Origin of the sequence: Allobosea sp. LjRoot237, assembly GCF_964253285.1 — a bacterium.
Taxonomy (GTDB): Bacteria; Pseudomonadota; Alphaproteobacteria; order Rhizobiales; family Beijerinckiaceae; genus Allobosea.
The window spans coordinates 2,214,371-2,239,565 of sequence record NZ_CAXUQP020000001.1 but is presented as its reverse complement, the minus strand read 5'-3'; the positions used below and the strand labels follow the sequence as shown (position 1 = coordinate 2,239,565).

23 protein-coding genes and 3 pseudogenes are annotated in these 25,195 nt (G+C 66.0%); 9 read left to right on the top strand and 17 right to left on the bottom strand.

Features of this window, described 5'->3' with window-relative positions; genetic code table 11:
- Positions 1 to 22: 22 nt before the first annotated feature.
- The 6 genes from ACSQ24_RS10965 to ACSQ24_RS10940 are packed head-to-tail and all read left to right on the top strand — an operon-like array spanning position 23 to position 6,325.
- On the top strand, positions 23 to 1,027 hold the full coding sequence (locus ACSQ24_RS10965; RefSeq protein WP_436094701.1) for an ABC transporter permease: 1,005 nt from the start codon (positions 23 to 25) through the stop codon (positions 1,025 to 1,027).
- Entirely contained in the window at positions 1,027 to 1,890 is an 864-nt protein-coding gene (locus tag ACSQ24_RS10960; protein WP_436094700.1) for an ABC transporter permease, read from the top strand. Before ACSQ24_RS10965 ends, ACSQ24_RS10960 begins: the two co-directional genes overlap by 1 nt.
- Positions 1,887 to 2,897 carry an ABC transporter ATP-binding protein gene (locus tag ACSQ24_RS10955; RefSeq protein ID WP_436094699.1) on the top strand — a complete coding sequence of 337 codons (1,011 nt, stop codon included), beginning with the start codon at positions 1,887 to 1,889 and terminating at the stop codon, positions 2,895 to 2,897. Before ACSQ24_RS10960 ends, ACSQ24_RS10955 begins: the two co-directional genes overlap by 4 nt.
- Positions 2,894 to 3,739, top strand: a complete 846-nt coding sequence (locus tag ACSQ24_RS10950) for an ABC transporter ATP-binding protein (protein ID WP_436094698.1) — start codon at positions 2,894 to 2,896, stop codon at positions 3,737 to 3,739. Before ACSQ24_RS10955 ends, ACSQ24_RS10950 begins: the two co-directional genes overlap by 4 nt.
- Positions 3,736 to 5,271, top strand: a complete 1,536-nt coding sequence (arfA, locus tag ACSQ24_RS10945) for an arabinosylfuranosidase ArfA (RefSeq protein WP_436094697.1) — start codon at positions 3,736 to 3,738, stop codon at positions 5,269 to 5,271. The genes ACSQ24_RS10950 and arfA overlap by 4 nt, the downstream gene beginning before the upstream one ends.
- A gap of 19 nt (positions 5,272 to 5,290) precedes the next feature.
- Positions 5,291 to 6,325: an ArsR/SmtB family transcription factor gene (locus ACSQ24_RS10940; protein ID WP_436094696.1), complete on the top strand. Its 1,035-nt coding sequence runs from the start codon at positions 5,291 to 5,293 to the stop codon at positions 6,323 to 6,325.
- A 102-nt stretch (positions 6,326 to 6,427) separates the two neighbouring features.
- Here ACSQ24_RS10940 and ACSQ24_RS10935 read toward each other — a convergent pair whose 3' ends face one another.
- The 7 genes from ACSQ24_RS10935 to ACSQ24_RS10905 form a co-directional block, all read right to left on the bottom strand.
- Entirely contained in the window at positions 6,428 to 7,753 is a 1,326-nt protein-coding gene (locus ACSQ24_RS10935; RefSeq protein WP_436094695.1) for an NAD(P)/FAD-dependent oxidoreductase, read from the bottom strand.
- Positions 7,746 to 8,510 carry an amino acid ABC transporter ATP-binding protein gene (locus tag ACSQ24_RS10930; protein ID WP_436094694.1) on the bottom strand — a complete coding sequence of 255 codons (765 nt, stop codon included), beginning with the start codon at positions 8,508 to 8,510 and terminating at the stop codon, positions 7,746 to 7,748. The genes ACSQ24_RS10935 and ACSQ24_RS10930 overlap by 8 nt, the downstream gene beginning before the upstream one ends.
- Complete coding sequence (argH, locus tag ACSQ24_RS10925; protein WP_436094693.1) at positions 8,507 to 10,006, bottom strand: argininosuccinate lyase; 1,500 nt, start codon at positions 10,004 to 10,006, stop codon at positions 8,507 to 8,509. Before argH ends, ACSQ24_RS10930 begins: the two co-directional genes overlap by 4 nt.
- A 37-nt stretch (positions 10,007 to 10,043) precedes the next feature.
- On the bottom strand, positions 10,044 to 10,760 hold the full coding sequence (locus tag ACSQ24_RS10920; RefSeq protein WP_436094692.1) for an amino acid ABC transporter permease: 717 nt from the start codon (positions 10,758 to 10,760) through the stop codon (positions 10,044 to 10,046).
- A gap of 10 nt (positions 10,761 to 10,770) precedes the next feature.
- Entirely contained in the window at positions 10,771 to 11,433 is a 663-nt protein-coding gene (locus ACSQ24_RS10915; RefSeq protein WP_436094691.1) for an amino acid ABC transporter permease, read from the bottom strand.
- Positions 11,434 to 11,505: 72 nt separating this feature from the next.
- Positions 11,506 to 12,348, bottom strand: a complete 843-nt coding sequence (locus ACSQ24_RS10910) for a transporter substrate-binding domain-containing protein (protein ID WP_436094690.1) — start codon at positions 12,346 to 12,348, stop codon at positions 11,506 to 11,508.
- Positions 12,345 to 13,520: a PLP-dependent lyase/thiolase gene (locus tag ACSQ24_RS10905; RefSeq protein ID WP_436094689.1), complete on the bottom strand. Its 1,176-nt coding sequence runs from the start codon at positions 13,518 to 13,520 to the stop codon at positions 12,345 to 12,347. Before ACSQ24_RS10905 ends, ACSQ24_RS10910 begins: the two co-directional genes overlap by 4 nt.
- A 61-nt stretch (positions 13,521 to 13,581) precedes the next feature.
- Here ACSQ24_RS10905 and ACSQ24_RS10900 point away from each other — a divergent pair, with 61 nt between their 5' ends.
- Together ACSQ24_RS10900 and ACSQ24_RS10895 are read left to right on the top strand one after the other, a co-directional pair.
- Complete coding sequence (locus tag ACSQ24_RS10900) at positions 13,582 to 14,580, top strand: LysR substrate-binding domain-containing protein (RefSeq protein WP_436094688.1); 999 nt, start codon at positions 13,582 to 13,584, stop codon at positions 14,578 to 14,580.
- Between the two features lie 422 nt (positions 14,581 to 15,002).
- Complete coding sequence (locus tag ACSQ24_RS10895; protein WP_436094687.1) at positions 15,003 to 16,592, top strand: carboxylesterase/lipase family protein; 1,590 nt, start codon at positions 15,003 to 15,005, stop codon at positions 16,590 to 16,592.
- A 114-nt stretch (positions 16,593 to 16,706) separates the two neighbouring features.
- On the opposite strand, the pseudogene ACSQ24_RS10890 reads toward ACSQ24_RS10895, so the two are convergent.
- The 8 genes and pseudogenes from ACSQ24_RS10890 to ACSQ24_RS10855 form a co-directional block, all read right to left on the bottom strand.
- Positions 16,707 to 17,369, bottom strand: a pseudogene (locus ACSQ24_RS10890) (efflux RND transporter permease subunit); the annotation flags it as partial.
- 229 nt (positions 17,370 to 17,598) lie between these two features.
- Positions 17,599 to 17,730 (bottom strand): annotated as a pseudogene (locus tag ACSQ24_RS10885) (3-isopropylmalate dehydratase); the annotation flags it as partial.
- Between the two features lie 91 nt (positions 17,731 to 17,821).
- Complete coding sequence (locus ACSQ24_RS10880; RefSeq protein ID WP_436094686.1) at positions 17,822 to 17,977, bottom strand: hypothetical protein; 156 nt, start codon at positions 17,975 to 17,977, stop codon at positions 17,822 to 17,824.
- Between the two features lie 5 nt (positions 17,978 to 17,982).
- Positions 17,983 to 18,834, bottom strand: a complete 852-nt coding sequence (locus ACSQ24_RS10875; protein WP_436094685.1) for an ABC transporter permease — start codon at positions 18,832 to 18,834, stop codon at positions 17,983 to 17,985.
- A 2-nt stretch (positions 18,835 to 18,836) separates the two neighbouring features.
- Positions 18,837 to 19,673 (bottom strand): ABC transporter ATP-binding protein, encoded by an 837-nt coding sequence (locus ACSQ24_RS10870; protein ID WP_436094684.1) that lies wholly within the window; start codon positions 19,671 to 19,673, stop codon positions 18,837 to 18,839.
- A 7-nt stretch (positions 19,674 to 19,680) separates the two neighbouring features.
- Positions 19,681 to 20,727, bottom strand: a complete 1,047-nt coding sequence (locus tag ACSQ24_RS10865) for an ABC transporter substrate-binding protein (protein WP_436094683.1) — start codon at positions 20,725 to 20,727, stop codon at positions 19,681 to 19,683.
- 22 nt (positions 20,728 to 20,749) lie between these two features.
- Entirely contained in the window at positions 20,750 to 21,901 is a 1,152-nt protein-coding gene (locus ACSQ24_RS10860; RefSeq protein ID WP_436094682.1) for a CaiB/BaiF CoA transferase family protein, read from the bottom strand.
- Positions 21,898 to 22,824, bottom strand: a complete 927-nt coding sequence (locus tag ACSQ24_RS10855) for a hydroxymethylglutaryl-CoA lyase (RefSeq protein ID WP_436094681.1) — start codon at positions 22,822 to 22,824, stop codon at positions 21,898 to 21,900. Before ACSQ24_RS10855 ends, ACSQ24_RS10860 begins: the two co-directional genes overlap by 4 nt.
- Between ACSQ24_RS10855 and ACSQ24_RS10850 the strand changes: the two genes are divergently transcribed.
- Positions 22,810 to 23,844 (top strand): GntR family transcriptional regulator, encoded by a 1,035-nt coding sequence (locus ACSQ24_RS10850; protein WP_436094680.1) that lies wholly within the window; start codon positions 22,810 to 22,812, stop codon positions 23,842 to 23,844. The genes ACSQ24_RS10855 and ACSQ24_RS10850 overlap by 15 nt on opposite strands.
- A gap of 54 nt (positions 23,845 to 23,898) precedes the next feature.
- Here the strand turns inward: ACSQ24_RS10850 and ACSQ24_RS10845 are convergent.
- Together ACSQ24_RS10845 and ACSQ24_RS10840 are read right to left on the bottom strand one after the other, a co-directional pair.
- A pseudogene (locus ACSQ24_RS10845) lies at positions 23,899 to 23,994 on the bottom strand (IS481 family transposase); the annotation flags it as partial.
- A 204-nt stretch (positions 23,995 to 24,198) separates the two neighbouring features.
- Positions 24,199 to 25,164, bottom strand: coding sequence for a Bug family tripartite tricarboxylate transporter substrate binding protein (locus tag ACSQ24_RS10840; protein WP_436094679.1), 966 nt, complete (start codon positions 25,162 to 25,164; stop codon positions 24,199 to 24,201).
- Between the last annotated feature and the right edge of the window lie 31 nt (positions 25,165 to 25,195).

Below are 25,195 nucleotides of genomic sequence, written 5' to 3'. Positions count from 1 at the left end.
CAGGTTGAGCTTTCGGGATCGCATGAACGCTTACATCGCCTATCTCGCGAAACGCTTGGTCCAGTTCGTCGTGGTCGTCTTCATCGGCGTCAACCTGGCCTTCGTGATCACCCACGCCTCCCCGATCGACCCGGTCGAGCAGTCGATCTCCGCCGTGACCTCCTTCGGCAGCACCTCGCCCGATGCGATCGCCGCGATGCGCGCCTCACTTCAGGAGCTCTATGGCCTGAAGGGAACGCTGGCCGAGCAATACATCACGTTCTGGAGTCGGGTACTGCGCGGCGACTTCGGTCCCTCGCTCTCAGCCTTTCCCACCCCGGTCTCGGCCCTGATCGCCCGGGCCCTGCCCTGGACGGCCGGACTGCTGATCGTCTCGACGCTGATCACCTGGGTGCTCGGCAACCTGCTCGGCGGGCTCGCCGGTTACTATCAGCGCAACCGCACGCTGAAGCTGATGGGCGTGGTGGCGATGGGGGTGCATCCGATCCCCTACTACATCGTCGCGCTGCTCCTGCTCATCGTCTTTGGCTTCCTCTGGCCAGTGCTGCCGATCACCGGCGGCTCGGCGATGAACCTGCAGCAGGGCTGGAACTGGCCTTTCGTCTCGAGTGTCGTCCGGCATTCGATCCTGCCGGCGCTCTCGCTGATCCTGATAGGGCTCGGCAGCTGGTTCCTCGGCATGCGCTCGCTGGTGTCGAACATCGTGACCGAGGACTATGTCGTCTATGCCGAGACCGCCGGGCTCGACAGCCGCCGCGTGCTCGGCTCCTACGTCATGCGCAACGCGCTGGCGCCACAGGTCACCGGGCTCGCCATGTCGCTAGGCGGCATCTTCAACGGCGCCGTGATCACAGAGAAGGTCTTCGGCTATCCCGGGGTCGGCACGCTCCTCGTCGACGCGGTCTATGCCGGCGACTACGGGCTCGTTCTTGGCGTCACGACCGTCTCGATCATCGCCGTCTCCATCGGCGTCCTGATCATCGACCTGCTTTATCCGCTGATCGACCCACGCGTGGAGCTGCGCTGATGCTGGCGATCCTGCGCGACCTCCTCCGCTACAATATCGAGTTCCGGATCGGCCTCGTGCTCGTGTCCGTCGTGCTGGTGATGGCGGCGCTGTCCTTCGTCGCTCCCTATCCGCCGGGCGATGTCTATCTCGTGCCGCCCGATCTGCCGCCCTCGTCCGTCCACTGGCTCGGCACGACCTCGCGCGGACAGGATGTGTTCTGGCACCTGACCTTCGCGATCCGCAACACGCTGAGCTTCGGCATCATGGTGGCGCTGCTGTCGCGGGTCATCGCCCTCGTGGTCGGGCTGCTCGCCGGCTACAGCGGCGGCTGGATCGACCGGGTGCTGATGTCGATCAACGACACCTTCATCATCATCCCACTGTTCCCGATCCTGATCCTGTTCTACTTCGTGCTGCGCGACACGATGTCGACGCCGCTGCTCGCCACCATCATGGCCTGCCTCGGCTGGGCCTATGACGCCCGCCTGATCCGCTCGGTCGCGCTCAGCCTCAAGACGCGCGAATTCACCCAGACAAGCATCTTCTCGGGCATGAAGACGCACGAAATCCTGGCGCGCGAGCATCTGCCCTATGTGATGCCGATCGTGTTCTCGACCACGATGAACAACATGAACTGGTCGATCGGCATCGAGGTCACCCTCGCCGTCCTCGGCTTCACCGACATCAACACCCCGACCATCGGCGGCATGATCTACTGGGCGAACCAGCACACGGCGCTGGTCGCCGGCATCTGGTGGTGGATCGCCTTCCCGGTCGGGCTGGTGGTGATGACCTTCGTCGGCCTCTTCCTGCTCGCCGTCTCGATGAACGAATACATCGACCCGCGCAGCCGCCTGGCCAGGATGGGGGGCACCCGATGACCGGCGCGGCCGATCAGGCGCCGGTGCTCGAGGTCAGCGACCTCCAGGCGCATTTCCGCACCCGCTATTTCGGCGTCCATCGCGAGGTCCGGGCGGTCGACGGGGTCAGCTTCGATGTTCGCCGCAACGAGATCTACGGGCTCGCCGGCGAATCCAGCTCCGGCAAGACGACGCTGGTCAAGACGATCGCAGGGCTGCTGAAGCCGCCACTCGAAATGGTTGGCGGGTCGGCCCGCTTCTCCTTCCTGCCGGAATGGGATGCGATCGGCCGGGCCCCGCAGGAGGTCGTGCGCCGTATCCGCTGGCGGCACCTGTCCTACATCATGCAGGGCTCGATGAACGTGCTGAATCCGCTCAGGCGGATCAGATACAGCTTCCGCGACTTCGCCTGGCGCCATCTCGGTGGGAGCAAATCCGAGTTCGACGCCAGGGCGGCGGCGCATCTCGAACGCGTCAAGCTCGACCCTTCCGTGCTCGCCGCCTATCCGCACGAGCTCTCCGGCGGCATGCGCCAGCGCGTCACAATCGCGCTCGCGACGATTTGCAAGCCGGAATTCATCATCGCCGACGAGCCGACGACAGCACTCGACGTCGTGGTGCAGAAGGACGTGCTGGGGATGATCCGTTCGATCCAGCGCGAGATGGGCTCGAGCATGTTGTTCATCACGCACGACATGGGCGTGCATGCGGCCCTGACCGATCGGCTCGGCATCATGTATGCGGGGCGGCTGGTCGAGGATGGCGAGACGGCCGAGATCTTTGCCGAGCCGCTCCACCCCTATACGCGGCATCTGATCGCGAGCCTCCCGCGCATCGGCGACGTCAAGCAGCGCGAGGGGCTCGAGGGCACTCCGCCCAACCTCGCTGCCCCGCCACCGGGCTGCCGCTTCCATCCGCGCTGCCCGCTCGCCATGCCCGTCTGCGCGACGACCGTGCCGGCCATGATCGCGACCATGCCCGGCCATCGCGTTGCCTGTCATGCCGTCAATCCCGGAGCGGCGGCATGAGCGCGCTGCTCGAACTCGACAAGATCAGCAAGAGTTTCTCGCGCGGCGGGCTGCTGTCGACGCAGCGCATCGACGCCGTGAAGGAGGTCAGCTTCGCGCTGCAGGACGACAAGCCCGAGATCTTCACCGTGATCGGCGAGTCCGGCTCGGGAAAATCGACGCTGGCCGGCATGATCCTCGGCATCCATGCGCCGAGTTCCGGCCGGATCAGGCTCGCAGGGCGCGATGTCGCAGCCTATGAGCGCCGGGCCTTCATGGCCGAGGTGCAGCCGATCTTCCAGAATCCGTTTGAGGCCTTCAACCCGCTGAAGCAGCTCGACCGCTATCTGTTCATGACGGCGGAGCGCTTCGGCGGCGCCGTGGGCAAGAGCGCGGCCGGCGAGCAAGCGGACGAGGCGCTCAGGCAGGTCGGACTGTCCCTCGCCGAGATCGCGGGGCGCTTCCCGCACGAACTGTCCGGTGGCCAGCTCCAGCGCGTCGCGATCGCCCGCGCGCTCGTGGCCAAGCCCCGGCTGATCGTCGCCGACGAGCCGGTCTCGATGGTCGACGCCTCGCTGCGCATGTCGATCGTCAACCTGTTCGGCCGGCTGCGCGACGATCTCGGCCTGTCGATCGTCTACATCACCCACGACCTGGCCACCGCCTACTACATCAGCGACCGGCTGATCATCATGCAGAAGGGCGTGGTGGTCGAGGAAGGGGCGGCCCGCGCCGTGCTCTCCGCCCCCACCCATCCCTATTCCCGCCAGCTCCGCGATGCCGTGCTCACGCCCGACAGCGCGGGAGCCTTCCGTACCGATCATCCACGCAAAGCCGTTGCTACACCCGGAGCTACGTCATGAGACAAGCCAGCATCACCTTCGACCGCGCCTTCGCCATCGGCGAGACCGATCCGCGGCTGTTCGGTGCCTTCGTCGAGCATCTCGGCCGCTGCGTCTACGGCGGCATCTACGAGCCCGGTCATCCGACTGCCGACAAGCGCGGTTTCCGCAAGGACGTGCTCGACCTCGTCACGGAACTCGGGCCGACGATCATGCGCTATCCCGGTGGCAACTTCGTCTCGGGCTATAATTGGGAGGATGGCGTCGGCCCGGTGAAGGATCGCCCCGCCCGGCTCGACCTGGCCTGGTTCACCACCGAGCCCAACAGCTTCGGAACCAACGAGTTCATCGACTGGTGCCGCGCCGCGAAGATCGAGCCGATGCTCGCCGTCAATCTCGGCACGCGCGACGGCGACGCGGCACGCAATCTCGTCGAATACTGCAACCACCCCGGCGGCACGGCCTGGTCGGATCTGCGCATCGAGCACGGCTGGAAGAAGCCCCATGACGTGAAGTTCTGGTGCCTCGGCAACGAGGTCGACGGCCCCTGGCAGATGGAGCACAAGACTGCGACGGAGTATGGCCGCGTCGCGCATGAAGCGGCGAAGATGATGCGCTGGATCGACCCGTCGATCGAACTCGCCGCCTGCGGCTCGTCGGGGCGCAACATGCCGACCTATGGCCGTTGGGAAGACGAGGTGCTGGAGCACACCTTCGACCAGGTCGAGTTCATCTCGCTGCACACCTACTTCAACAACTATGCCGGCGACACCAAGGCTTTCCTGGCCAGTCCCGACCTGATGGACAACTTCATCGAGGAGGTGGTCGCGATCTCAGATGCGGTCGCGGCACGGCGGCGCTCGGACAAGCGCATCATGCTGAGCTTCGACGAGTGGAACGTCTGGTACCGCACGCGCCGCGTCCGGGCCGATCGCGTCAAGGAGGGCTGGCCGGTGGCGCCGCCGATCCTCGAGGAGGTCTATTCGATGGAGGACGCGCTGGTCTTCGGCGGCGCCTGCATCTCGCTCCTCAACCACGCCGACCGGGTCAAGGCCGCCTGCCTCGCGCAGCTCGTCAACGTCATCGCGCCGATCATGACCGAGACCGGCGGCCCGGCCTGGCGCCAGACGATCTTCTGGCCGTTCGCGCAGATGAGCCGTCTCGGGCGTGGCACCGTGCTCAAGGCCATCGTCAAATCGGAGAACTACCAGGCCAGCTACTTCGATCCGCGCGGCAAGCAGGACCTCTTCTATCCGATCGACGCCCCCTATCTGAAGGCGTCGGTGGTGAGCGACGACAAGGGCGTCTCGCTCTTCCTGCTCAACCGCGACCTGGAACAGAGCATCGACGTCGCGATCGATGCACGGGGCTTCGGCAAGTTCAAGGTCACGGAGGCGACGGAGCTGCGACACAGCGATCTGAAGGCGGTCAACAGCAAGAAGGAGCCGCTCAAGGTCAAACCCGCGACGCTGAACGGTGTTTCCACGAAATCGGACAGGATCACTCTGGAATTGCAGCCGGCCTCGTGGAATGTGATCAGGCTCGAGAGCTGACAGAACGGTGCCAGCAAAGATGGACCAGAGCCCGACAGCCTCAACTCGCGGCCGACGCCGTAACGGCGGCGGCGCTGCATCACGGGCCGAGGAGCGGCAGGGCCAGGGTTTCCTCGTGGTCGATGCGGGGCGGCAGTATCAGGTGCTGCACGGCCTGGCCTCCCCGGTCAGGCTTCGTATCTTGAAACTGCTCAACCGGCACGGCCCCAAGAACATCAACCAGATCGCCGAGGCGCTGGGCCTGCCGCAGTCGACGATCGCGACCAATGTCCAGGTCCTGGAAGAGGCCGAGCTGATCTCGACGTCGCTCGGCAAGGCCACCAAGGGCCAGCAGAAGATTTGCGCCGCGCGCTATTCCGAGATCGTCGTCAATCTCGATCCGGACGACCCGAGCCGCGAGAACAACATCGTCGAGGTCGAAATGCCGCTCGGGCTCTATACGAGCTCGAACGTCTCGGCGCCTTGCGGCCTCTGCTCGACCCAGCGGATCCTCGGCGTGCTCGACGTTCCCGAGCTCTTCCTCGATCCGCGCCGGGTGCAGGCGGCGCTGATCTGGTTTGGCCGCGGCTATGTCGAATACAAGTTCCCGAACAACGCCAAGGTGCTGAACCGGGCGATCGCCGCGCTCGAATTCGACATGGAGATGTCGTCGGAGGTGCCGGGCACCAATGCCGACTGGCCGTCCGACATCAGCCTCTGGGTCAATGGGCACAAGGTCGGCACCTGGACTTGCCCTGGCGACTATGGCGATCGGCGCGGGACCTACACCCCGCCCTGGTGGAAGCTCGAAGGCTCCCAATACGGCATTCTGACGACCTGGCGCATCACGTCCGATGGCACTTTCCTCGGCGAGCGTCGGCTAGGAGACGTCGTCCTGGCAGATCTGGACCTCGATCGTCACCATTCGATCCGGTTACGTATCGGCATCGATGAAAAGGAAGGTCGGCCGGGAGGTATCAATATTTTCGGGCGCGGCTTTGGGAACCACAACCAGGATATCAAGATGCGGCTGCATCTGAATGGCGTGAACGCCTTGCCTCATGTTGCAACCTAGCACTTCCCTACAAGGCGTGTGAGCTGCAGGCTGAATCCCCGGAAGCTCCTCGACGCGCTCGATCCACGGCTGGCGAATGGCCTGGGCCGCAATCCACCTTTCTCAGAGCCGCGCCAAGCGGCGATCTATCGCGTCCTGCAGATGGTACCAGCCACTGACGATGGGCAGGAACCAGGGCCGGCCGTCATAGAGCGGCACCGGAATCTCCGGGAAGGCGGGGTCGTCGAAAGCGCTGGTGCGGTTTTGCTTCCCCAGAAGCTTGAGCGCCGATTGATGCCCGAGATAAGTCATCAGCGCGACGCCGTTGCCATTGCAGCCGACGGCGAAATCGATGCCGCCGAGCTTGCCCATATGCGCGATCTTGTCGGCCGTCATGCCGACCTTGCCGCTCCAGCAATGCGTGACCTTGTAGCCTGCAAGCTGCGGCCAGACCCTCAGCATCATGGCGTGAAGGCGTGGCGCCGCCTCGCGTTCCGGCAAGGCGAATAGACCTGGCCGGCTACCGAACAGGATGCGCGTGCCGTCCGGAGACGGGCGCGTATAGATCAGCTCGCGTTTGGAATCGGTGATCATGCGCCGGCCCGGATTGATCTCGGCCATCAGTTCCGGCGGCAGCGGCTCGGTCGCGATCTGGTAGCTGCGGACGCCGACGATGCGCTTGTGCAGGAAGCCGCTCGCTCTGTCGCTGTAGCCGTTGGTGCCGAAGAAGACGTGGCGGGCGCGAAGCACGCCGCGCCCGGTCTGCACCTCGTGAAGGCCACTTGCGAGCGGGCTGACCTTGAGGACCGGCGCATGCGAGCGCAGCTTCGCGCCGTTGGCCTGCGCGAGGCGGCGCAAGGCGCGATGATACTTCGCCGGATGCAGACCACCGTAGTCGTCGATGACGATGCCGCCATGGTAGAAGTCCGTCTTCGTAATCTCGTGCTGCCGCGATTTGGGAATCTCGTGGACGGTGACGCCGGTGTGCCTGGCCAGCAATTCGCCATGCCGGCGCAAGCGGTCGTAGTGGCGCGGCACATGGGCGCCGAAATAGCGGCCGAAGACGCCGAGATCGGCATCGAGCTCCCTCTCGCGGATCAGGGTCTTGAGATGCTCGTAGGATGAGAGCGAGTCCTCCAGAAGCCGCTCCATGCGCGCGGCATCCACTCCCCTGATCGCGCCGCCGATCACGAGCTTCTGGCCGCTCGAGACCATGCCGCCCGAGCGCGTCGAGGCGCCGGCGCCGAGCTCCTCCGCGTCGACGACCGTGACGTCGACGCCATTGCGCGCAAGCTCGGCAGCGGCCGAGAGGCCGCAATAGCCGGAGCCCACGACCAGAACGTCGGTCTCTTCGGGCAACGGGTCACGCGCGGTCTCGGGTGGGGCAGCGTCCCACCAGTACGGATCGGTGGTGAAGTTCGGCGCCAGGACGCCGGCCGGCTCAGCCATGGGCTGCCTCTCCGAAGGATCTGATGTTGGACAGGAAGGTGCGGGTGCGCTCGTTTCGGGGTGCGCCGAAGAAAGCGCTTGGCGGCCCCTCCTCGACGATCCGCCCCTCCGCCATGAACACGACGCGATCGGCAACCTCGCGGGCAAAGCCCATCTCGTGCGTGACGACGACCATCGTCGTGCCCTCGCGGGCGAGGTCCTTCATCACGTCGAGGACGCTGCCGATCGTCTCGGGATCGAGCGCAGATGTCGGCTCGTCGAAGAGGATCGCCTTCGGCCGCATCGCGAGCGCGCGGACAATGGCGACGCGTTGCTGCTGCCCGCCCGAGAGGGAAAAAGGATAATCCAGCGCCTTGTGAGCGAGGCCGACGCGCGCCAGCAGCGCCCGTGCCTCCTCCTCGGCCTTCACGCGCGGAACGCCGCGGCGGCGCTCCGGCGTGATCGTCATGTTGCGCAGCACGGTCAGATGCGGAAACAGCGCGTAGTCCTGGAAGACCATGCCGACCTCGGTCCGCATCCGCTGCCAGGCGCTCTCGTGGTGAATGTCGACCGGCTTTCCGGCGATGCGCAGCGTGCCCTCGTCGGGCCTGACGAGGCCGTTGATGCAGCGGATCAACGTGCTCTTCCCGGAACCGCTGGGGCCGATCAGCACAACCACGCTTCCGGCTTCGACATCGAGGTCGATGCCCTGCAGCGCCTGATGCACGCCGAAGCGCTTGCCGATGCCGCGCAGGCTGATCAAGGGCGCGGCGCTCATGCGGCAAGCTCCCGCATTGCGCGCTTCAGCGCCTCACGCGTCGCCTGCAGGTCGCTGCGCTTGCGTGCGAGAATGCCACGGCGGCTTTCTAGCCGCGCTTGCGCCGCCTCCACCGCCTGGGCAACCGCATCCGGAGCCGGACCGCCGGGCACGAGGCGCGCCGCAACGCTGGCGGCAGGGTCGAGGCTTTCGCGGACATGATCCGCCGGCAGGCCAAGCGGCCGGCCAAGTTGGTCTTGCGCCGCGACATCGACCATCTCGGTGGTGATGCCGTCAGCCGCGAGGCCTGCGTCCATCGCCGCGCGGACCACGCCGCCGACGATGTGATGCGCCTCGCGGAACGAGAGATCGGCTTCGCGCACCATCAGGTCGGCGAGATCGGTCGCGGACGCAAAATCCTCGGTGACGCGCCGCTTCATCAGCGTCGCGTTCGGCCGGGCCGTGGCGATGATGAGATCGAAGAGCGAAAGGCAGCGCAGCATCTCCTCACCCGCCTCCCAGACACCGCGCATCCCCTCGCGATTGCCATCGATGGTGTTGGTGAAATGGGTCGCTTTCACCGCCGTCGCAGAGGCGACATAGAGGCCGAGCAGATGGCCGGCCTTGCCCTTGAGGTGTTCGAGCACCACCGGGTTTTTCTTCTGCGGCATGATGCTCGACGTCCCGGTTACCCGGTCGGGGAACTCGATCGTCTGGAACTCGTGCGAGACCATCACGTGGTAGTCCTGCGCCACGCGGCTCCACCCCAGCGCGATCTGAGTGAGCGCCGACAGGATTTCGAGCCCGAAATCCCGGGTCGCGACGGCATCGAGTGCATTTTCCACGAGTCCCTGGAAGCCGAGCGAACGCGCCAACGCCTTCCGATCGATCGCGAAGGTCGTGCCGGCGAGCGCGCCTGCTCCGAGCGGGCTGAGATTGGTGCGCGCCCAGGCGTCGGTCAGGCGGCCGTGGTCGCGTTCGAGCGACTGCGCGACGCCGGCGAGATAGAAGCCGTAGGTGATAGGCTGCGCCGGCTGGAGATGGGTGTAGCCCGGCATCACCACGTCCCGGAAACGGAAAGCTCCGTCGAGCGCATGCTCCTCGACCGAGAGAAGGGCCTGGCTCGCATCGAGCAGCAGGTCGCGGGCGCGCAGCCGGTCGATCGCCGCGGTCAGGTCATTGCGGCTGCGGGCGATATGCATCCGCCCGCCAGCCTCGGTGCCGATCAGCTTGATCAGATGCGCTTCGAAGTTGAAGTACGAATCCTCGCGCTGCGGGTCGAGCTCGACGACATCGGGCCCGTCCGCCTCCATGCGCAGGAGCCCGGTGGCGAGCGCTTTTCCGGCCTGCGGGGAGATCAGCCCGCAGCGAGCGAGCATCAGCACATGCGCCTGGTTGAGGTCGCTCATGTAGCCGAAGACAGTGCGGAAATCCCGCGCGAGCCGCGGCGCGTAGATGTGTTCGCAGACCTCCTCGGCGACCTTCTCGGTCAGACGGCGGCTGACTTTCGATTCCATGACGGCTTCCCCAGTATCCAGGTGAGTTTGCGAAAGATCAGGGCAGTTGCGCTGCCGGCTCGGCCGCGGAGATTGCCCCCGGACGGGCCTGCGGGCGGTCGCGCTTCAGCCGGCGCTCCAGCCAGCGGCCGAACCAGGTCAGCGTCGAGCAGATGACGAAGTAGGTCAGGAGCACCGCGGCGTAGACGGTGAAGGCCGGATTCCAGCCCTCCATCATCGTGGTGCGCTCGACGATGATCTGCCCGACCTTGAAGAACTCGTTGACCCCGACGAGCGCGCCGAGCGACGTCGCCTGCACGAGCAGCGTCAGGAGCCCGACGAAAGGCGGCAGGATCGCGCGCAAGGCCTGCGGGCCGGTGATGAAGAGATAGATTTCCCAGGTTTTCAGCCCGAGCGCGGCGGCGCTCTGCCATTGATGCCTTGGCACTGCATTGAAGCCGCCACGGACGATCTCGATGCCGTTGGCGCTGCCCCAGACCGAAAGCCCCACCGTCACGGCCGCGAAGGGCGAAAGCTCGAGCCCGAAGAGCGGTGCCACGAAGAACACGAAGAAGATGTTCACGATCAGCGGGATGTCGCGGAAGAGCTCGACATAGACCTTCACCAGCACGCGCAGCCAGCCGAAGCGCAGGGTCGCCAGCGTGCCGAGCACGAAGGAGATGATCGTCGCGAAGAACAGCGTCGCCAGCGCCAGGCCCAGCGTCATGGCAAGGCCTTGCAGGATGAAGGGAAGGTTGCGGATCAGCAGGTCCATCTCATCCCCCTCACAGCCTGAACGGGGCGTTGAGCCGGTATTCCAGCCGGCTCGCGAGGAATGAGAGGGTGAGGACCAGCAGGAGGTAGATGACGCAGATCGCGGCGAACATCTCGATGGTGCGGAAATCCATCGAGATCCGGTCGATCGCGACATAGGTCAGCTCCGCAAGGCCGATCGCCTGCAGATACGAGGAATTCTTCAGGAGCGAGATCGAGGTATTCAGCATCGACGGCAGGCCGACGCGGATCGCCATCGGCGCGGCGATGAGCCGAAAGAAGCGCCAGGGCGACAAGCCCAGCGAGAAGGCGGCCTCCCGCAGGCCCTTGCCCACGGTTTCGAGCCCGCCACGAACGTTCTCGATCTGGTAGGCGCCGGCCCAGATCGTGAGACAGAGCACGCCCGACCAGAACAGCGAGAGTCTGAGGCCCAGGCCCGGCAGGCCGTAGAAGATGAAGAAGAGCTGCGCGAGCAGTGGCGTATTGCGGATGAACTCGACATAGCCGACGACGAGCTTGTCGAGCACCGGCACCTGCAGTACGCGCGCCGCCGCGCCGAGCACTCCGACGAGGATGGAGAGCACGATCGAGAGCGCGCTCACCTGTACCGTCAGCCACAAGCCGCGCATCAGCGCGGGCCATTGCGCAGTCAGATAGGCGAAGTCGAACTCCATGGCACGCGCTCCTCTCGCTGCCAGGCTGTCGGGATACCGGGAGCTCGGACCGCTCCCGGCGCTTGCCTGCGCTCAGCGCGCGGTGGGCTTCGGCTTGGTGAAGGCGTCGACGTAGAACGGCCGGATCTCGGCAGGAACCCACTTGTCGACCCATTTGGCGTAGAGGCCCTCGGCCTTCATGCGGTCGAGCGCGGCATCGACATAGGCGAGCCATTGGGGCTCGTTCTTGCGTACGCCGACGGCGGCGTCCGAGACCGCGAAGGACTCGCCGACGAGGCGCAGGCTCGGATCCTTGGCCGCGATGACCACGAGCGTGGCGGCATCGTGGGTATAGGCGTCGCCGCGACCCTGCTTCAGCGCCTGAAGCGCGTCGGACGCCGTGTTCAGTCGCATGCCTTCGAGCTTGGGCATGTTGTCCTCGAACCATTTCGCCTGGGTCGAGCCCTTGAGCATGATCACCGTCTTGCCGGCGACATCGTCGAGCTTCTTGATCGGACTATCCTTGGCGACGAGCATGTCCGAGCCGCCCCAGCGATAAGGTTTGGAGAAGTCGACCACCCGAGCGCGCTCGGGTGTGACGCCGAGCGTGGCGATCAGGATGTCGACCTTCTTGCCTGACAGCTGCGGGATGCGGTTCTCGGCCGTGACGCAAGTCAGCTCGATCTTGTCCGGGGAGCCGAAGGCCCAGGCGGCGATCTGGATCGCCATGTCGGTCTCGACGCCGGCGAACTTGCCGGTCTCGTCCTTGTAGCCATAGGGCGGCTGGTCGCAGCGCACGCCGGCCTTCAGGACACCTGCCGATTTGATCGCCTCCGGCAGTGGGGGCAGGCTCTGGACCTGGGCTGCGACAGAGAGCGTGAAGGCGGCGCCTGCGAGAGCCGAGAGCGCCGACAGGCGCGAGATATACGTGGTCATCCGTTTTCCCTCTTCTGTTGGACCGATGGATCGGTTCTCTGTGGTGAAGCGCCGGTCGTTGCCGGCTGCGCGAGCGCCCCTTCGGTGGCAGCTTCGTTCTGGGGCCTTGCGGCCAGGTCGGTGTCGCCGGGATCACGGAAACCTGCCCCGGTAAGCACAATGACGACGTGGCGGCCGGCGAGCCCACCCCTCGCGGCAAGGTCGGCGAGCGCAGCCAGTGCGGAGGCTGCAGACAGTTCGGCATCAAGCCCGCAGGCTGCCAGGCGTCGTTGCGCCAGCCGCGCGGCCGCATCGTCTACCGGCACCGCGCGGCCGGCGCCGGCACGCAGCGCCGCGACCGCCTGCCATGTCACCGTGCTGCCGGCGATCGAGGCCTGGGCGGTGTCGCCTGCGAACTGCTCGCGATAGTCGGCGCCGGCGAGCACGCGCTCGAGGCGTGGAAAGGGCTCGGCCGCGACCAGCATCGGCAGGCCTGCTCCGGCCTCCTCGAAGCCGAGGCGGATGCCGGACAGAAGATCCCCGCGCGAACAGGGCACGACGACGAGATCAGGCATCATCCCCGATGTCAGCTCGGCCGCGATCGCCTTGTAGCCTTCGATGCCGAACGGGTTGGTGCCGATGGCAGGCACCTTGTAGTTCGTCGCCGCGAAAGCCCCCTCCCCGACCCGCTTCGCGAGATGCTCCCAGCGGGCCATGCTGTCGGCAAAGCTGACCAGCGTCGCTCCATGTGCGGTGATGGCCCTGCGATAGACCCGCGGCAGCGCGTCGGTGGTCGCGATCTCTGCGGCAATTCCGGCACGCGCCGCGTAGGCCGCCACCGAAAGTCCGCCATTGCCACTCGACGCCGCCACGACGCGCGCGGCGCCACGATCGAGCGCTCGCGCGATCAGTTGCGCACTCATCCGATCCTTGTGGGAGCCCGTCGGATTGCACCATTCCAGCTTGGCGGAAAGCCTGCCGAGCTTCAGTTCGCTCGCCAGCTCAGGCAGCTCGACCAGCGGCGTGCCGCCCTCACCCAACGAAACCGCGTCGGGATAGGGCAGCGAGATGTCGCGCCCGCTAGGCGTGTAGGTCAGCCGCAGATTGGATGCATGCCCCTCGGCCGCGCAGCGCGGACAACCCGCTTCATACTCCGCAACCGGCCAGGGCTCGGTGCAGCGCAGGCAGGCCATGCCGGTGAGGCGGGACGTCACGGCGATGCTTGGGCGCGTTGACATAGCCAAAAGTATTGTCTTGGCCATCTATCTGGTCAAATGTCAGTTTTTAGCGCTTCTATTCACCAGCGATATGGGCACGCGGATGAATCTCCGACAGGTCGATGCGTTCCGGACCATTATCCTGCGCGGCTCGATGACGGCGGCGGCGCAGGAACTGCGGACCTCGCAACCCAGCGTCAGCCGGCTGATTGCCGAGCTTGAAGCCGAGATCGACCTCAAATTGTTCGAACGGAAAGCAGGGCGGATTCGACCGACCCAGGAGGGGCTGGCCTTCTATCGCGAGGTCGAGCGCAGCTATATCGGGCTGGAGACCCTGTCCTACGCCGCGCGCGACATCCGCATTTTCGGGACGGGGCGCCTACGGATCGCAGCGATGCCGGTGATGGCGCTGGGGTTCGTTCCACGCTGCATCCGGCGCTTCAAGGAGCGCTTTCCGCAAGTGAGCGTCTCGCTGCAGATGGGCCATGACGGCACGGTGACACGTTGGATGTCGTCATCCTATTGCGACATCGGCTTCATCGCGAACGTGATCGACATTCCGCTCGTCGAGCATCGCCCGCTCTACATGATCCCTGGTGTCTGCGCTCTTCCACCGGGGCATCGGCTTACGAAACGTGATCGCATCACGCCCAGGGATCTCGAAGGCGAAGCCTTTGTCTCGCTCTCGCTGGAGGATGGCGCGCGGGCCCGTGTCGATCGCATCTTCCAGGATGCGGGCGTGCGGCGTCATCTCGCGCTGGAGACGCCGTTCAGCGCAGCTATCTGCGCGCTCGTCGAGCAAGGGCTCGGCATCGGCATCGTCAATCCCATAGCCGCCGACGACTATCGGCGCAGCGGTATCGCCTTCCGCCCTTTCAAGCCGGAGGTGATGTTCCATGGCCACGTCATGTTTCCGAGCCACTACCGCGCCGATCCTCTCGTCGATGGTTTTCTTGCCGTCGTGCGCGAAGAGCTCGCCGGATACGAGACGACGTCGGCGCATCACGGGGAACGGTCCACGGAAGGGCCGATATAAAGGCATCCGTGCGGTGGCATTTGCGCGGGGACAATCGTGCATGCCGTCATCCCTGCGCTAGAAGCGACGTGCGTCGGCTTGGCGCCAGGAGCGGCGGTTGGCGCCATGCCCGAGAGTGGACATTCATTTGCCGGCTAGCGTCGGCCGTTTGCACGGGCTGGAACATCGATCGAGAGAGCCATCGCAGACGGCGTGACGACCTCTTCACCGAGAAACAGCCGCACCAGCATCGCTTCGAAGTGCGCAGCCATAGCTCGTTCGCCCTGACCCAGGCTTGCAAGGCCGCTGGCAGTCATGCCAGGGCGCCACCTCGCCCCGATTTGACGACTCCGCTTGCGTGCCAGAATATTTTAAGCTTAAAATATATTTCGGCCTGCAGAGAGGGCTTGACGATGTTTCTGACCGATCGAAGGACTGTTCTCGTGGGCCTGTCGAGCACGCTCGCCGCTGCGGCGCTGGCGCAGAACATGCCGGTGGTCGAGACCGCGAGCGGCAAACTGCAGGGCTTTGTGCAAGAAGGCGCCGCCGCCTTCTTCGGCATCCCCTACGCCGCCGCCCCCGTCGGGCCGCTGCGCTATCGCGCGCCACAGCCGGCCGCGCCCTGGGCCGGCATGCGCGACGCGAGCAAGCCGGGCGCAGCCTCGATCCAGACCTTGGGGGGCGCGGCCGCCTGGCTCTACGACGGCGCCGATCCGCAATCGGAAGACTGCCTTTTCCTCAACGTCTGGACGCCCTCCGCCCAGGGCAAGCGGCCGGTGATGGTCTGGCTCCATGGCGGCGCCTGGCGCACCGGCCACGGCCTCGTCGCCGGCACGAACGGCGCAGCGCTGGCTATGCGCGGCGACGTCGTGGTGGTGACGGTGAATTACCGGCTCGGCGCGCTGGGCTGGCTGGCGCATCCCGAGCTCAAGGACGAGGGCTCGGGCACCCTCGCGAATTGGGGGCATCAGGACCAGATCGCGGCGCTGCGCTGGGTGAAGGACAACATCGCCGCCTTCGGCGGCGATCCGGCGCGGGTGACGATATTCGGCCAGTCGGCCGGCGGGCAGAGCGTCGCGACGATCGCGCAGAACCCTGCCAATGCCGGGCTGTTCGACAAGGTCATCCTTCAGAGCGCCTCGCTGCACGGCGCTCCGGGCTTTCCTGAACTCGACACCGCCGCTGCCTATGCAGAGGCGCTGGCGAAGCGGCTCGGCACCAGCATCGCCGGCCTGCGAGAGCTTCCCGCCCAGCAGCTTCACGACGCCGAGCTTCAGCTGGCGCGCGACCCCGCCATGGTGCGCTCGCTCGGACGCCCGCCGATCCTGCCTGTGCTCGATGGCAAGGTGCTGACGGCCTGGCCACGTGACGGGCAATTGCCGGCCGTCCCCGCGCTGATCGGCACCACGCGCGACGAAGGCGTGTTCTGGTACGATCTGGTCAATCCCGACGGCAAGGCTGTGGGCGGACCGAAGTCGCCGCAGACGGAGGCCGAGTTGCAGGCGATGATCCGCGATCTGGTCGCGATCTATCGCCCCGAGGCGGCGCAGCTGCCGGTGGCCGAGATCGTCGCGGCCTATCGTTCCACCGCAGCGCCGGTCGAGGGCGACGCTGTGAAAAGCGCGTGGATCGCCGCCTATGGCGACATCGTCTTTCGCCTGCGCGCACTCGAGGCCGCCAGGCGCCATGCACGGGCTGGGCATGCCGCCTATCTCTACGAGTTCGATCAACCCCTCGCGCCACCGGCGCGCGGCGTGCCGCACACGGCCGAGATCCCCTTCGTCTTCGGCACCTATCGCCACCCGTTCTTCAGCGCCAAGGTGGGCGCCGGGCAGGCCGAGGCCAGGCTGTCCGAGCTGATGCTGGCGAGCTGGGCGCGCTTTGCTCACACCGGCGTGCCCTCATCCGAGATCTCGGGAGCGTGGCGTGCGGTCTCGCCGGAGGGCAAGGGCGTCAACATCCTCGGCCGCGAAAACAGCTATCGAGTTGCCGACGCCATCCAGCCCGGGCGTACCGCGGCTTGGAAGATCTGAGGCGCCCTTGCGCCGATGGCTGACATTAGGACATTGCCGGAAGGCAGACTCTCACGACTGGCGAAAGCAGCTACAACACACGCCCCCTCGCCGGTCTCTTTCCACGACGGCTTCTTACTCAGCGGCCATCGCTACTCGCAGCTCCGGCTTCTCCGTCGAAACCTCATGGATCCCATCCGCAGTCGGCTTGATCCGGAACCACGTGGTGTAGAGCGCAGGTAGGAACAACAGGATCAATACCGTGCCAACGGCTGTGCCGCCGATCAGCGTGTAGGCCATCGATCCCCAGAAGACGGAGTGCGTGAGGGGGATAAAGGCAAGCACCGCGGCGAGTGCCGTCAGGATCACGGGTCTCGTCCGTTGGACAGTGGCCTCGATGACGGCGTGATAATCGTCAAGTCCGGCTGCGCGGTTCTCCTTGATCTGTTCGGTCAGGATCAGCGTGTTGCGCATCAGGATGCCGGCCAAGCCGATCAGGCCGAGGATGGCGTTGAATCCGAAGGGCTGGTTGAAGGCGAGCAATGTCGGCACGGCGCCGACGAGCCCGAGCGGCGCCGTCAGCAGCACCATGGCCATCATCGAGAAGGATCGCACCTGGAGCATGATGACGATCAGCGTGATGGCGATCATCAGCGGGAAGACCTTGCCGAGCGCGGCATTGGCCTTGCCGGCTTCCTCGATCGAGCCGCCGAGCTCGATGCGATAGCCGGCCGGCAGCGAGGCGATCAGCGGCTGCAGGGCCGTCATGACCTGCTTGGAGACCTCCGGAGGCTGGGATGTTGCGCTCGATGATCTTCTGGACGAGCGTCCGCGGCTCGGTGACTGGCACGGCAGGCTGCGGTGCAAGGCCCATCAGGTTATTCTGGCCGTATTTTAGCAGGCCGCCAGCCGACAGGATCTCCGCTGCCAGAGCGTCGCGGCCTTCGAGCAGGTCGGTGAGCGGGATGGCCTCTCCCGCCTTGATCCTGTCGACCAGGCCGAGATCGGTCGAAGTGAACAGGCCGATATTATCGCAGTTCTGGCGGTAGATCCGCTCGAAGCTCTCGGCGATGACCAGCCTGATGCCGGCGGTGTATTCGGCGAGAGGCGAATGCTCGCGTGACGAGCCCTTGCCGTAGCGGCGGCCGGCGACGAGGATTCCGAACCCGCCGTCGCGGAGCCCGTCGAGCGGGATGGGATGCGCTTCGCCCGCGCGAAATCCGGTATGCGCATGCCGGCCGATCTCGTCGTCATAGTGGACGAGCGACGGTAGCGGCGTGATCTCGTCCGTCGAGATGTCGTCCCGCAGCGGCGAGATCGATGTCCTCCCCGCCGATCTGGCAGCCGACGACATCGGGATCGGCCGAGAGGAAAAGGATGCGCCCGTCGAACCGGATCGCCTGCATGGCTGTCAGCCCTGGCTCTCGAATTGCGGTTGCCAGCGCAGCAGATAGCTCTGCAGCTGGCGGACGATGGTCGCGAGCACGATGCCGACGACCATCATGACGAAGATCGCGACCATCATCTCGGCCGCATTCGCCCTCGCCTCCGCCTCGATGATCAGCTTGCCGAGCCCGCGCTCGGCACCGATGAACTCGCCGACGATGACGCCGATGAGCGCGAAGGAGACCGCGGGCGTCAGCGAGGCGAACACCCAGGCCAGCGCGGACGGCACCACCACGGTCCGCAGCACGGTCAGTTCCGAAGCGCCGAGCAGCCTTGCCGCGGCGATCTGGTCGCGGTCGACGGCGCGGGTGCCCTCGAAGGTGTTGAAGAAGACCACGAAGAACACGACGATCCAGGCGGTGACGATCTTAGACATGTCACCGAGGCCGAACATCAGGATGATCAGCGGCACCAGCGCGATGCGCGGAACCGAGTTCATCGCCACGACATAGGGCTGGAAAATCCGCGAGAGATAGTCGGAACGCCCGAGGATCAGGCCGCAGAGCACGCCCGAGCCGGTGCCGAGCACAAAGCCCCACCACATGTTCTTGAGGGTGACGAGCAGGGCTAGCCAGAGATTGTTCTCGTTGCGCGCGAAGCAGGCGCTGAAGCCCGTGGCATCCCCGAGGCAGCTCAGCTTCAGGAAGCTCATCCAGATCATCGACGGTCTGGAGATGAAGTACGGGTCGAGGATGCTGGGCACGAAGGGCCTGAGCGCGGGAACGCTGCGCAGGCTGTAGCCCCATTCCCAGATGCCGAAGGCGACGGCGAGGATGGCGACCTGCCAGAAGAGGACTTTGGCGGAGCTGTATTTCATCGTCAGTCCGCCTTGGTCCGCCTGAACTCTTCGCCGAGCGAATGCCAGATATGGGAGTAGAGCCGCCCGAACTCCGCCGTTTCCCGCAGCGAGACGGCGTCGCGCGGCCGCGCGAACGGAACCTCGAAATCCTCCTTCAGCCGGCCGGGTCGGGCGGAGAGCAAGATGATGCGGCTCGCCAGCGTCAGCGCCTCGCCGAGATCATGCGTCACGAACAGCACGGTCTGGCGCTCGCGCTCCCAGATCTCCAGCAGCGTCCTGTGCATTTCGAGCTTGGTGTGGGTGTCGAGCGCGCCGAAGGGCTCGTCCATCAACAGGATCTCGGGCTCCATGATCAGCGTGCGCATCAGCGCGACGCGCTGGCGCATGCCGCCCGAGAGCATGCGCGGGAACTTGCTCCCGAAACCCTTCAGGCCGGCCGTCGCGACCGCCTGCGCCACCTTCGCCTTCCGCTCCCGCGCGCCGACGCCGGCGATCTCGAGCCCGTAGCCGATATTGGCCTCGACCGTGCGCCAGGGGAACACCGTGTCGCGCTGGAAGACGTACCCGACCTTGCGGTTGACCTCGCCCAGCCTGACCTCGTCCTGGTCGATGGCGATGTGGCCGCCGCTGCGGGGGATCAGGCCGGCCACCATGTTGAGGATGGTGCTCTTGCCGCAGCCGGACGGGCCGAGCAGGGCGACGAACTCGCCCTGCCTGACCTCGAACGAGACCTTGTCGACCGCGGTGACGCCGCTCTCGCCGGAGCCGTAGCGCTTGTCGAGGTCCTGGACGGTGATGCGGGCGCGCTCGCTGGCCGCCTTCACCGCTGCGAGCTTCAGGGGTTGCGGTGCTGCCATCACGGCGTCACTTGAACTTCGCCCGGGCGGCGTCGAGGAAGCTCATGTCGACGATGTCCTCGTACTTTGCCGGCGGGATGTCGGTGCCTTGCCGGTACCAGACCTTGCCGCCGCGCTCGAAGGAGGCCTTGTCGATGCGCCCGTCATAGTCCCAGGTCTGCTTGTCGAAGCCGAGTTCGGCCTTCACCGCGTCGGGATTCTGACCGCTGTAGAGCTTCTCGCCGATCAAGGCATAGACTTCGTCGATCGGCGTCGCCTTCACCCATGTCATCGCCTGGTACATCGCGTTGACGAAGGCCTGGACCTTGGGCTTCTCCTGCTCGCAAGTTTCGGCAAGCGCGTAGAGCACCAGGACCGGCACCGTGCCGCCATAGGTCGAAACGAAGACGCCCGGTTTGGAAGTGTCGAAGATCGCCTTGCCGAAGCCTTTGGTCTCAGCCTCGAAGACAAAGCTCGGCGGCGCCATGATCGCATCGAACTGCTTGGTCTCCAGGCCCGGCAGCAAGGTGTTGATCCCGCCGCCCGCGACCCAGGTGATCTTGTCGCCCAGCCCCTTCGCCTCGAAGGTGTAGGTGCCGTACATCCAGGTCCCGGACCCGATCGCGGTCGCGGCGATGATTGGCTTGCCGCCATTGGGGCGCTTGTAGGCCGCAAGCTTCTCGACGCTGTCGATGCCCGCATCGTAGAGGTCCTTGCGGACGACGATGTTGGCGATCGACGAGATCATCTGCGTCGCCATGATGATCTTGCACGGCTTGCCGCGGGTCGAGAGCTGCAGCGGGTGGCTCGCGTCGCCATGGGCGAAGAGCGCCTGACCGGCTGCGAGAGTCTGGCGGCCATGCGTCCCGGCATTGCCGACCACGAGCTTGAAGTCGAGCTTCTCGGCCTTGAAGAGCCCGCGCGCCTCCGCGATCGCGCCGAGCGCGTAGACGGCCGTCGAGGGGCCGTAGGCGAGCGAGGCCGTGCCGGCCTGCGCCCGCGCCATAGCGGGGATAAGGCCCGCTCCGATGAGGGAGCAGCAGCCTGCGAGCAGGTGTCGGCGCGTGAGATCCATGACGTCCTCCCTGGACAATTGACTATTGCGACGTGCCGGTTTTCCGGTCTTGGAGTTCCGCCAGCACCTCTCGCGTGTGCTGGCCGATGGCTGGCGGATCGCGCCGCTTCTTCAGCCGCTGGCCGTCGAAGGTGAGTGGCAACGCGGGCGTCTTCACCCTGCGCCCGTCATTCAGCGTGAGTTCGAGCAGGCCGCCGGATGCGTTGAGATGCGGATCGTCGAAGAGGTCGCCCGGCGTGTTCACCGGCGCGAAGGGCAGGCCGAGGCGCTCGAGGACAGGGCTCAGCTCCGCGATGTCGTGTTCGGCGATGAGCGCCGCGATCTCCGGTATGATCCAGCTGCGATTGTCGACCCGGCCCTGGCTGGTCGCCAGGCGCGGGTCGCCGAGCCAGGCCTCGCGTCCGAAGGCGCGGCAGAACCCGTCCCAATGCTCCTCGCCGACGATCGAGACGAAGATCTTGTCGCCGCTCCTGGTGTCGAAGAGATCATAGACTGGCCATGGCGATTCCTTCACCGACCAGGGCACCGAGCGCTCGCCCGTCACGCTCTCGAACATCATGGCCTGCGCCATCAGGAAGACGTTGTTCTCGAACAGCGCGCTCTGGACGTAGCTGCCCTTGCCGGTGCGCTCGCGCTGGGCGAGCGCTGCCTGGATCGCGATCACGCCGAACATGCCGCCCATGATGTCGTTCACGGAGGCGCCGGCCCGCATCGGCTTGCCGGGCAGGCCCGTCATGTAGGCGAGGCCGCCCATCATCTGCACGACCTCGTCGAGCGCCAGCCGATTCTCGTAGGGCCCCGGCAGATAGCCTTTGAGCGAGCAGTAGATCAGCCTCGGCGCATCGGGTGCGAGCGCGTCGTAATCCAGGCCGTATCGGGCCAGCAGCCCCGGTCGGAAGTTCTCGATCAGCACGTCGGCGCCGCAGATCAGCTTGCGCGCAGTCGCCTGCCCTTCCGGCGTCGCGGTATCGATGATGACGCTGCGCTTGTTGCGGCTGTAGGTGTTAAAGAAGCCGGCGGCGACGCTTTTGAAGTTGCGGGTCCGGTCGCCCTTGGGCGGCTCGACCTTGACGACGTCCGCGCCCAGATCGGCCAGGATCATCCCGCAGGACGGCCCCATGACCATCTGCGAGAACTCGATGACGCGAACGCCCTCCAGCGGCAGCGCGGTCATGCCGCGACCCCATAGACCTTCGGCAGCCCAGCCTCGCGGACATGGCTCCTGATCCGCTCCTCCGGCAAGGCGGTGGCGAGGGTCTCGGTCGCCGCCAGCAGCCTGCTAAGATCGACTCCCGTTCGTAGGCCCATCTGCTCGAGCATGAAGACGAGGTCCTCGGTCGCGATGTTGCCCGAGGCGCCGGGCGCAAACGGGCATCCGCCGAGCCCACCCGACGCGGCGTCAAAACGCGTCACGCCGGCCTCAAGCCCCGCGAGCACATTGGCGAGGCCGAGCCCCATCGTGTCGTGGAAATGCAATCTGATCGGGATGGCGGGCCCGATCGCGCTGCGGACCGTCCTGACCAGGTTTCGCACCAGGGTTGGATCGGCGTATCCGACCGTGTCGGCGAGGCCGATCTCATCGACACCGCGCGCCGCGAGCTGCTCCGCGACATGGCAGACATCGCGCTCGGCGACCCGCCCCTCGATCGAGCAGCCGAAGGCGGTCGGGATGCCGCCCATGACATGCGGCTGAGCACCGTCTCGCGCTCGTGCCTGCGAGACGATGCCGCCGACGATGTCCGCCTGCTCGTCGCGGGAGCGGCGCGTATTGGCCATGCTGTGGCTGTGGCTGGCCGAGACGATGCAATAGAGCATCTGCGCGCCCGCCGCGATGGCGCGCTCGGCGCCCTTGGCGTTGGGCACGAGCGCGCCGACGCGCCATTGCGCACTCGCCGCCAGGGCGGCCGGAACCATCTCGGCGGCGTCGGCGAATTGCGGGAATGCCTGCGGCGGCACGAAGCTCGTCGCGTCGATCTCCGGGAATCCGCATCGAGCCAGGGCGGCGATCCATTCGTGCTTGGTCGCAGAGGGCATCACCCGCCGGACGAGCTGGAGGCCGTCGCGAGGCCCGACCTCGCAGATGTGAACGTCGCGCATGGCCACCCTAGATGTATCAGTTTTGTTATTTATAGCCTCAAATTACAAAACAGCCGATTGGATTGTCAACCCGCGGCTGATACCTGTTTGCTTTGGGCGATCGGGGAACGGCGGGATCGGCGTGAGGCAGACATGACGGAGGTCGGGCCGATCGCGGCCAAGACGATGGAGTTGGTGGGCCAGATCGTCGAGATCGCCCGCAGCGAGAACGTCCGGCGCGGCGACCGGCTCTACGAGCATCGGCTGGCCACCCGGCTCGGTGTCTCGCGCGGGCCGATTCGCGCCGCGTTACGCTCGCTCGCCCAGTCGGGACTGGCCGAAGCGGTTCCCCATAAGGGCTTCGTGCTGGCGCAGGATCTCGACTCCGAGATTGCGCTGAAGGCGCTCGGCGCCGGCGACGCGAGCGAGGCTGCCTATCTCGCGATCGCGAACGACCGGCTGACGGGCACGCTGCCGGACACGGTCAGCGAGGCTGAGTTGATGCGCCGTTACGGCCTGAAGCGCGCCGAACTGCTGCGCCTGCTCGACCGCATTGCTTCGGAGGGCTGGGTCGAGCGCCTGCGCGGCTATGGCTGGAAGTTCACGCAGACGCTCAATAGCCCAATGGCCTACGCTCAGACCGGACGGCTGCGCATGATGATCGAGCCGGGCGGCATTCTCGAGCCGACCTTCCAGTGGAACGCCGAGTTGATGGGGCCGGTCCGGGAACACCAGCAGCGGGTCCTGGTCGATGGCATGCGCATCTTCACCCTGTCGGAGATGTTCCGCTTCGGCTGCGAGATCCACGAGGCGATCGCCGAATGCTCCGGCAACGTGTTCCTGCTCGAGGCGCTCCGCCGCCTCAACCGCATCCGCCGCCTGTTCGTCTACAAGTTAATCCCCGACAACCAGATGGTCGAAAAGCACGTGCGCGAGCACCTGCAGCTGCTCGACCTGCTCGAAAGGGATGAGCGCGCCGAGGCGGCCGCACTCATGCGCGCGCATCTCCACTGGAGCGGCGGCGGTGATCAGATCACCTGAATTGCGCGATCGGGTATCTACCAGGCCTCTCTGCTTGGCTTCCGCCGCCATCCACGTCAGCGTCGGAATCGTCGGCTGCTGCGCATGAAGGCAGTCGTCGAGTGGCAGCAGCGTATGCCGTCGAAAGGCAACGACAATGGCCGCCTCCTTCAGCACCCGCTCGGCAAGCCGAAGGCGTGGAACATCTCCAGCGTACGGCAGGCGATGTCATCGGACTGGCCCAATTGCAGCGGCCCGGCCTTCTGGTCGATGATCCGCGTCGTGATCTCCGGAAAGCCCGCGAGGAAGTTTGATCTCGGCGCCGGCTAAGCGTTGGCGAGCGATGTGAGGTTTGATCGCACCTGCTCACCGTCGTCACTGACCGAGCTTGATGTTGTTCGCTTTGATGACCGGCCCCCAGCGCTTCAGCTCGGTGTCGAGGAGCGCGCGGAAGTCCTGGGACGCATTGCCGACCGGCTCCATGTATTGGACCTTCAGCTTCTCGCGAATTCCCGGTTCAGCCAGGATCTGGCGAACCTCTCGCTCCAGCTTCGCCAGGATCGCTGGGCTCGTCCTGGCCGGTGCGATCAGCCCGATCCAGCTATCGACCTCGACTCCGATGATGCCGGCCTCGGCCAGTGTCGGCAAGTCCGGCAGGAGGGCGGAGCGTCGTGCGGCCGTGACGGCCAGCAGGACGATCTGCCCGGCTTCGGCCTGCGGCACGACGGAGGATGCGGGCAGCACCGCGATCTGCACATCGCCGCGGATCAGGGCGGTCACCGCCGCAGGCGAGCCGTTATAGGGGATGTGAACCGGCCTGGCATTGCTCTTGAGCGCGATCGCCTCCACCGCAAGATGAGACAGCGACCCGTTTCCGATCGAGCCGAAGTTCAGCTTGCTCGCGTCCCGCTTGAGGAGTGCGACAAGTTCGTCCGTGCTTCTGACGCCGAGGTCCTTGCTGACGACCAGCACGCTCGGCTGTGAAGCCAGCACCGTCACCGGCGCGAGCTCGGCCTTCGGATCATAAGGCATCTTGGCGAACAGCAGCGTGTTGAGCGCCAGCGGTCCCACGATGCTGACGCCAATGGTGTGTCCGTCCGGCTCGGCGCGCGCGATGCTCCCGGTTCCGAGATTGCCGCTCGCCCCCGGCTTGTTCTCGATCACGAAGGGCTGGCCGAGCTTGGCGTGGAGGCGTTCGGCCACCATGCGTGCCGCGACATCGGGGGTGGAGCCCGGCGCGAAGGGGACGACGACCGTCACCGGCCGGCTCGGCCAATCCTGCGAGGTCGCGGGGGATGCGCACAGCATAACTGCTGCGATGAAGGCCAGGAGCTTGGGCATGATCACCCTCCCCGGCGCAGATTTGTCCATC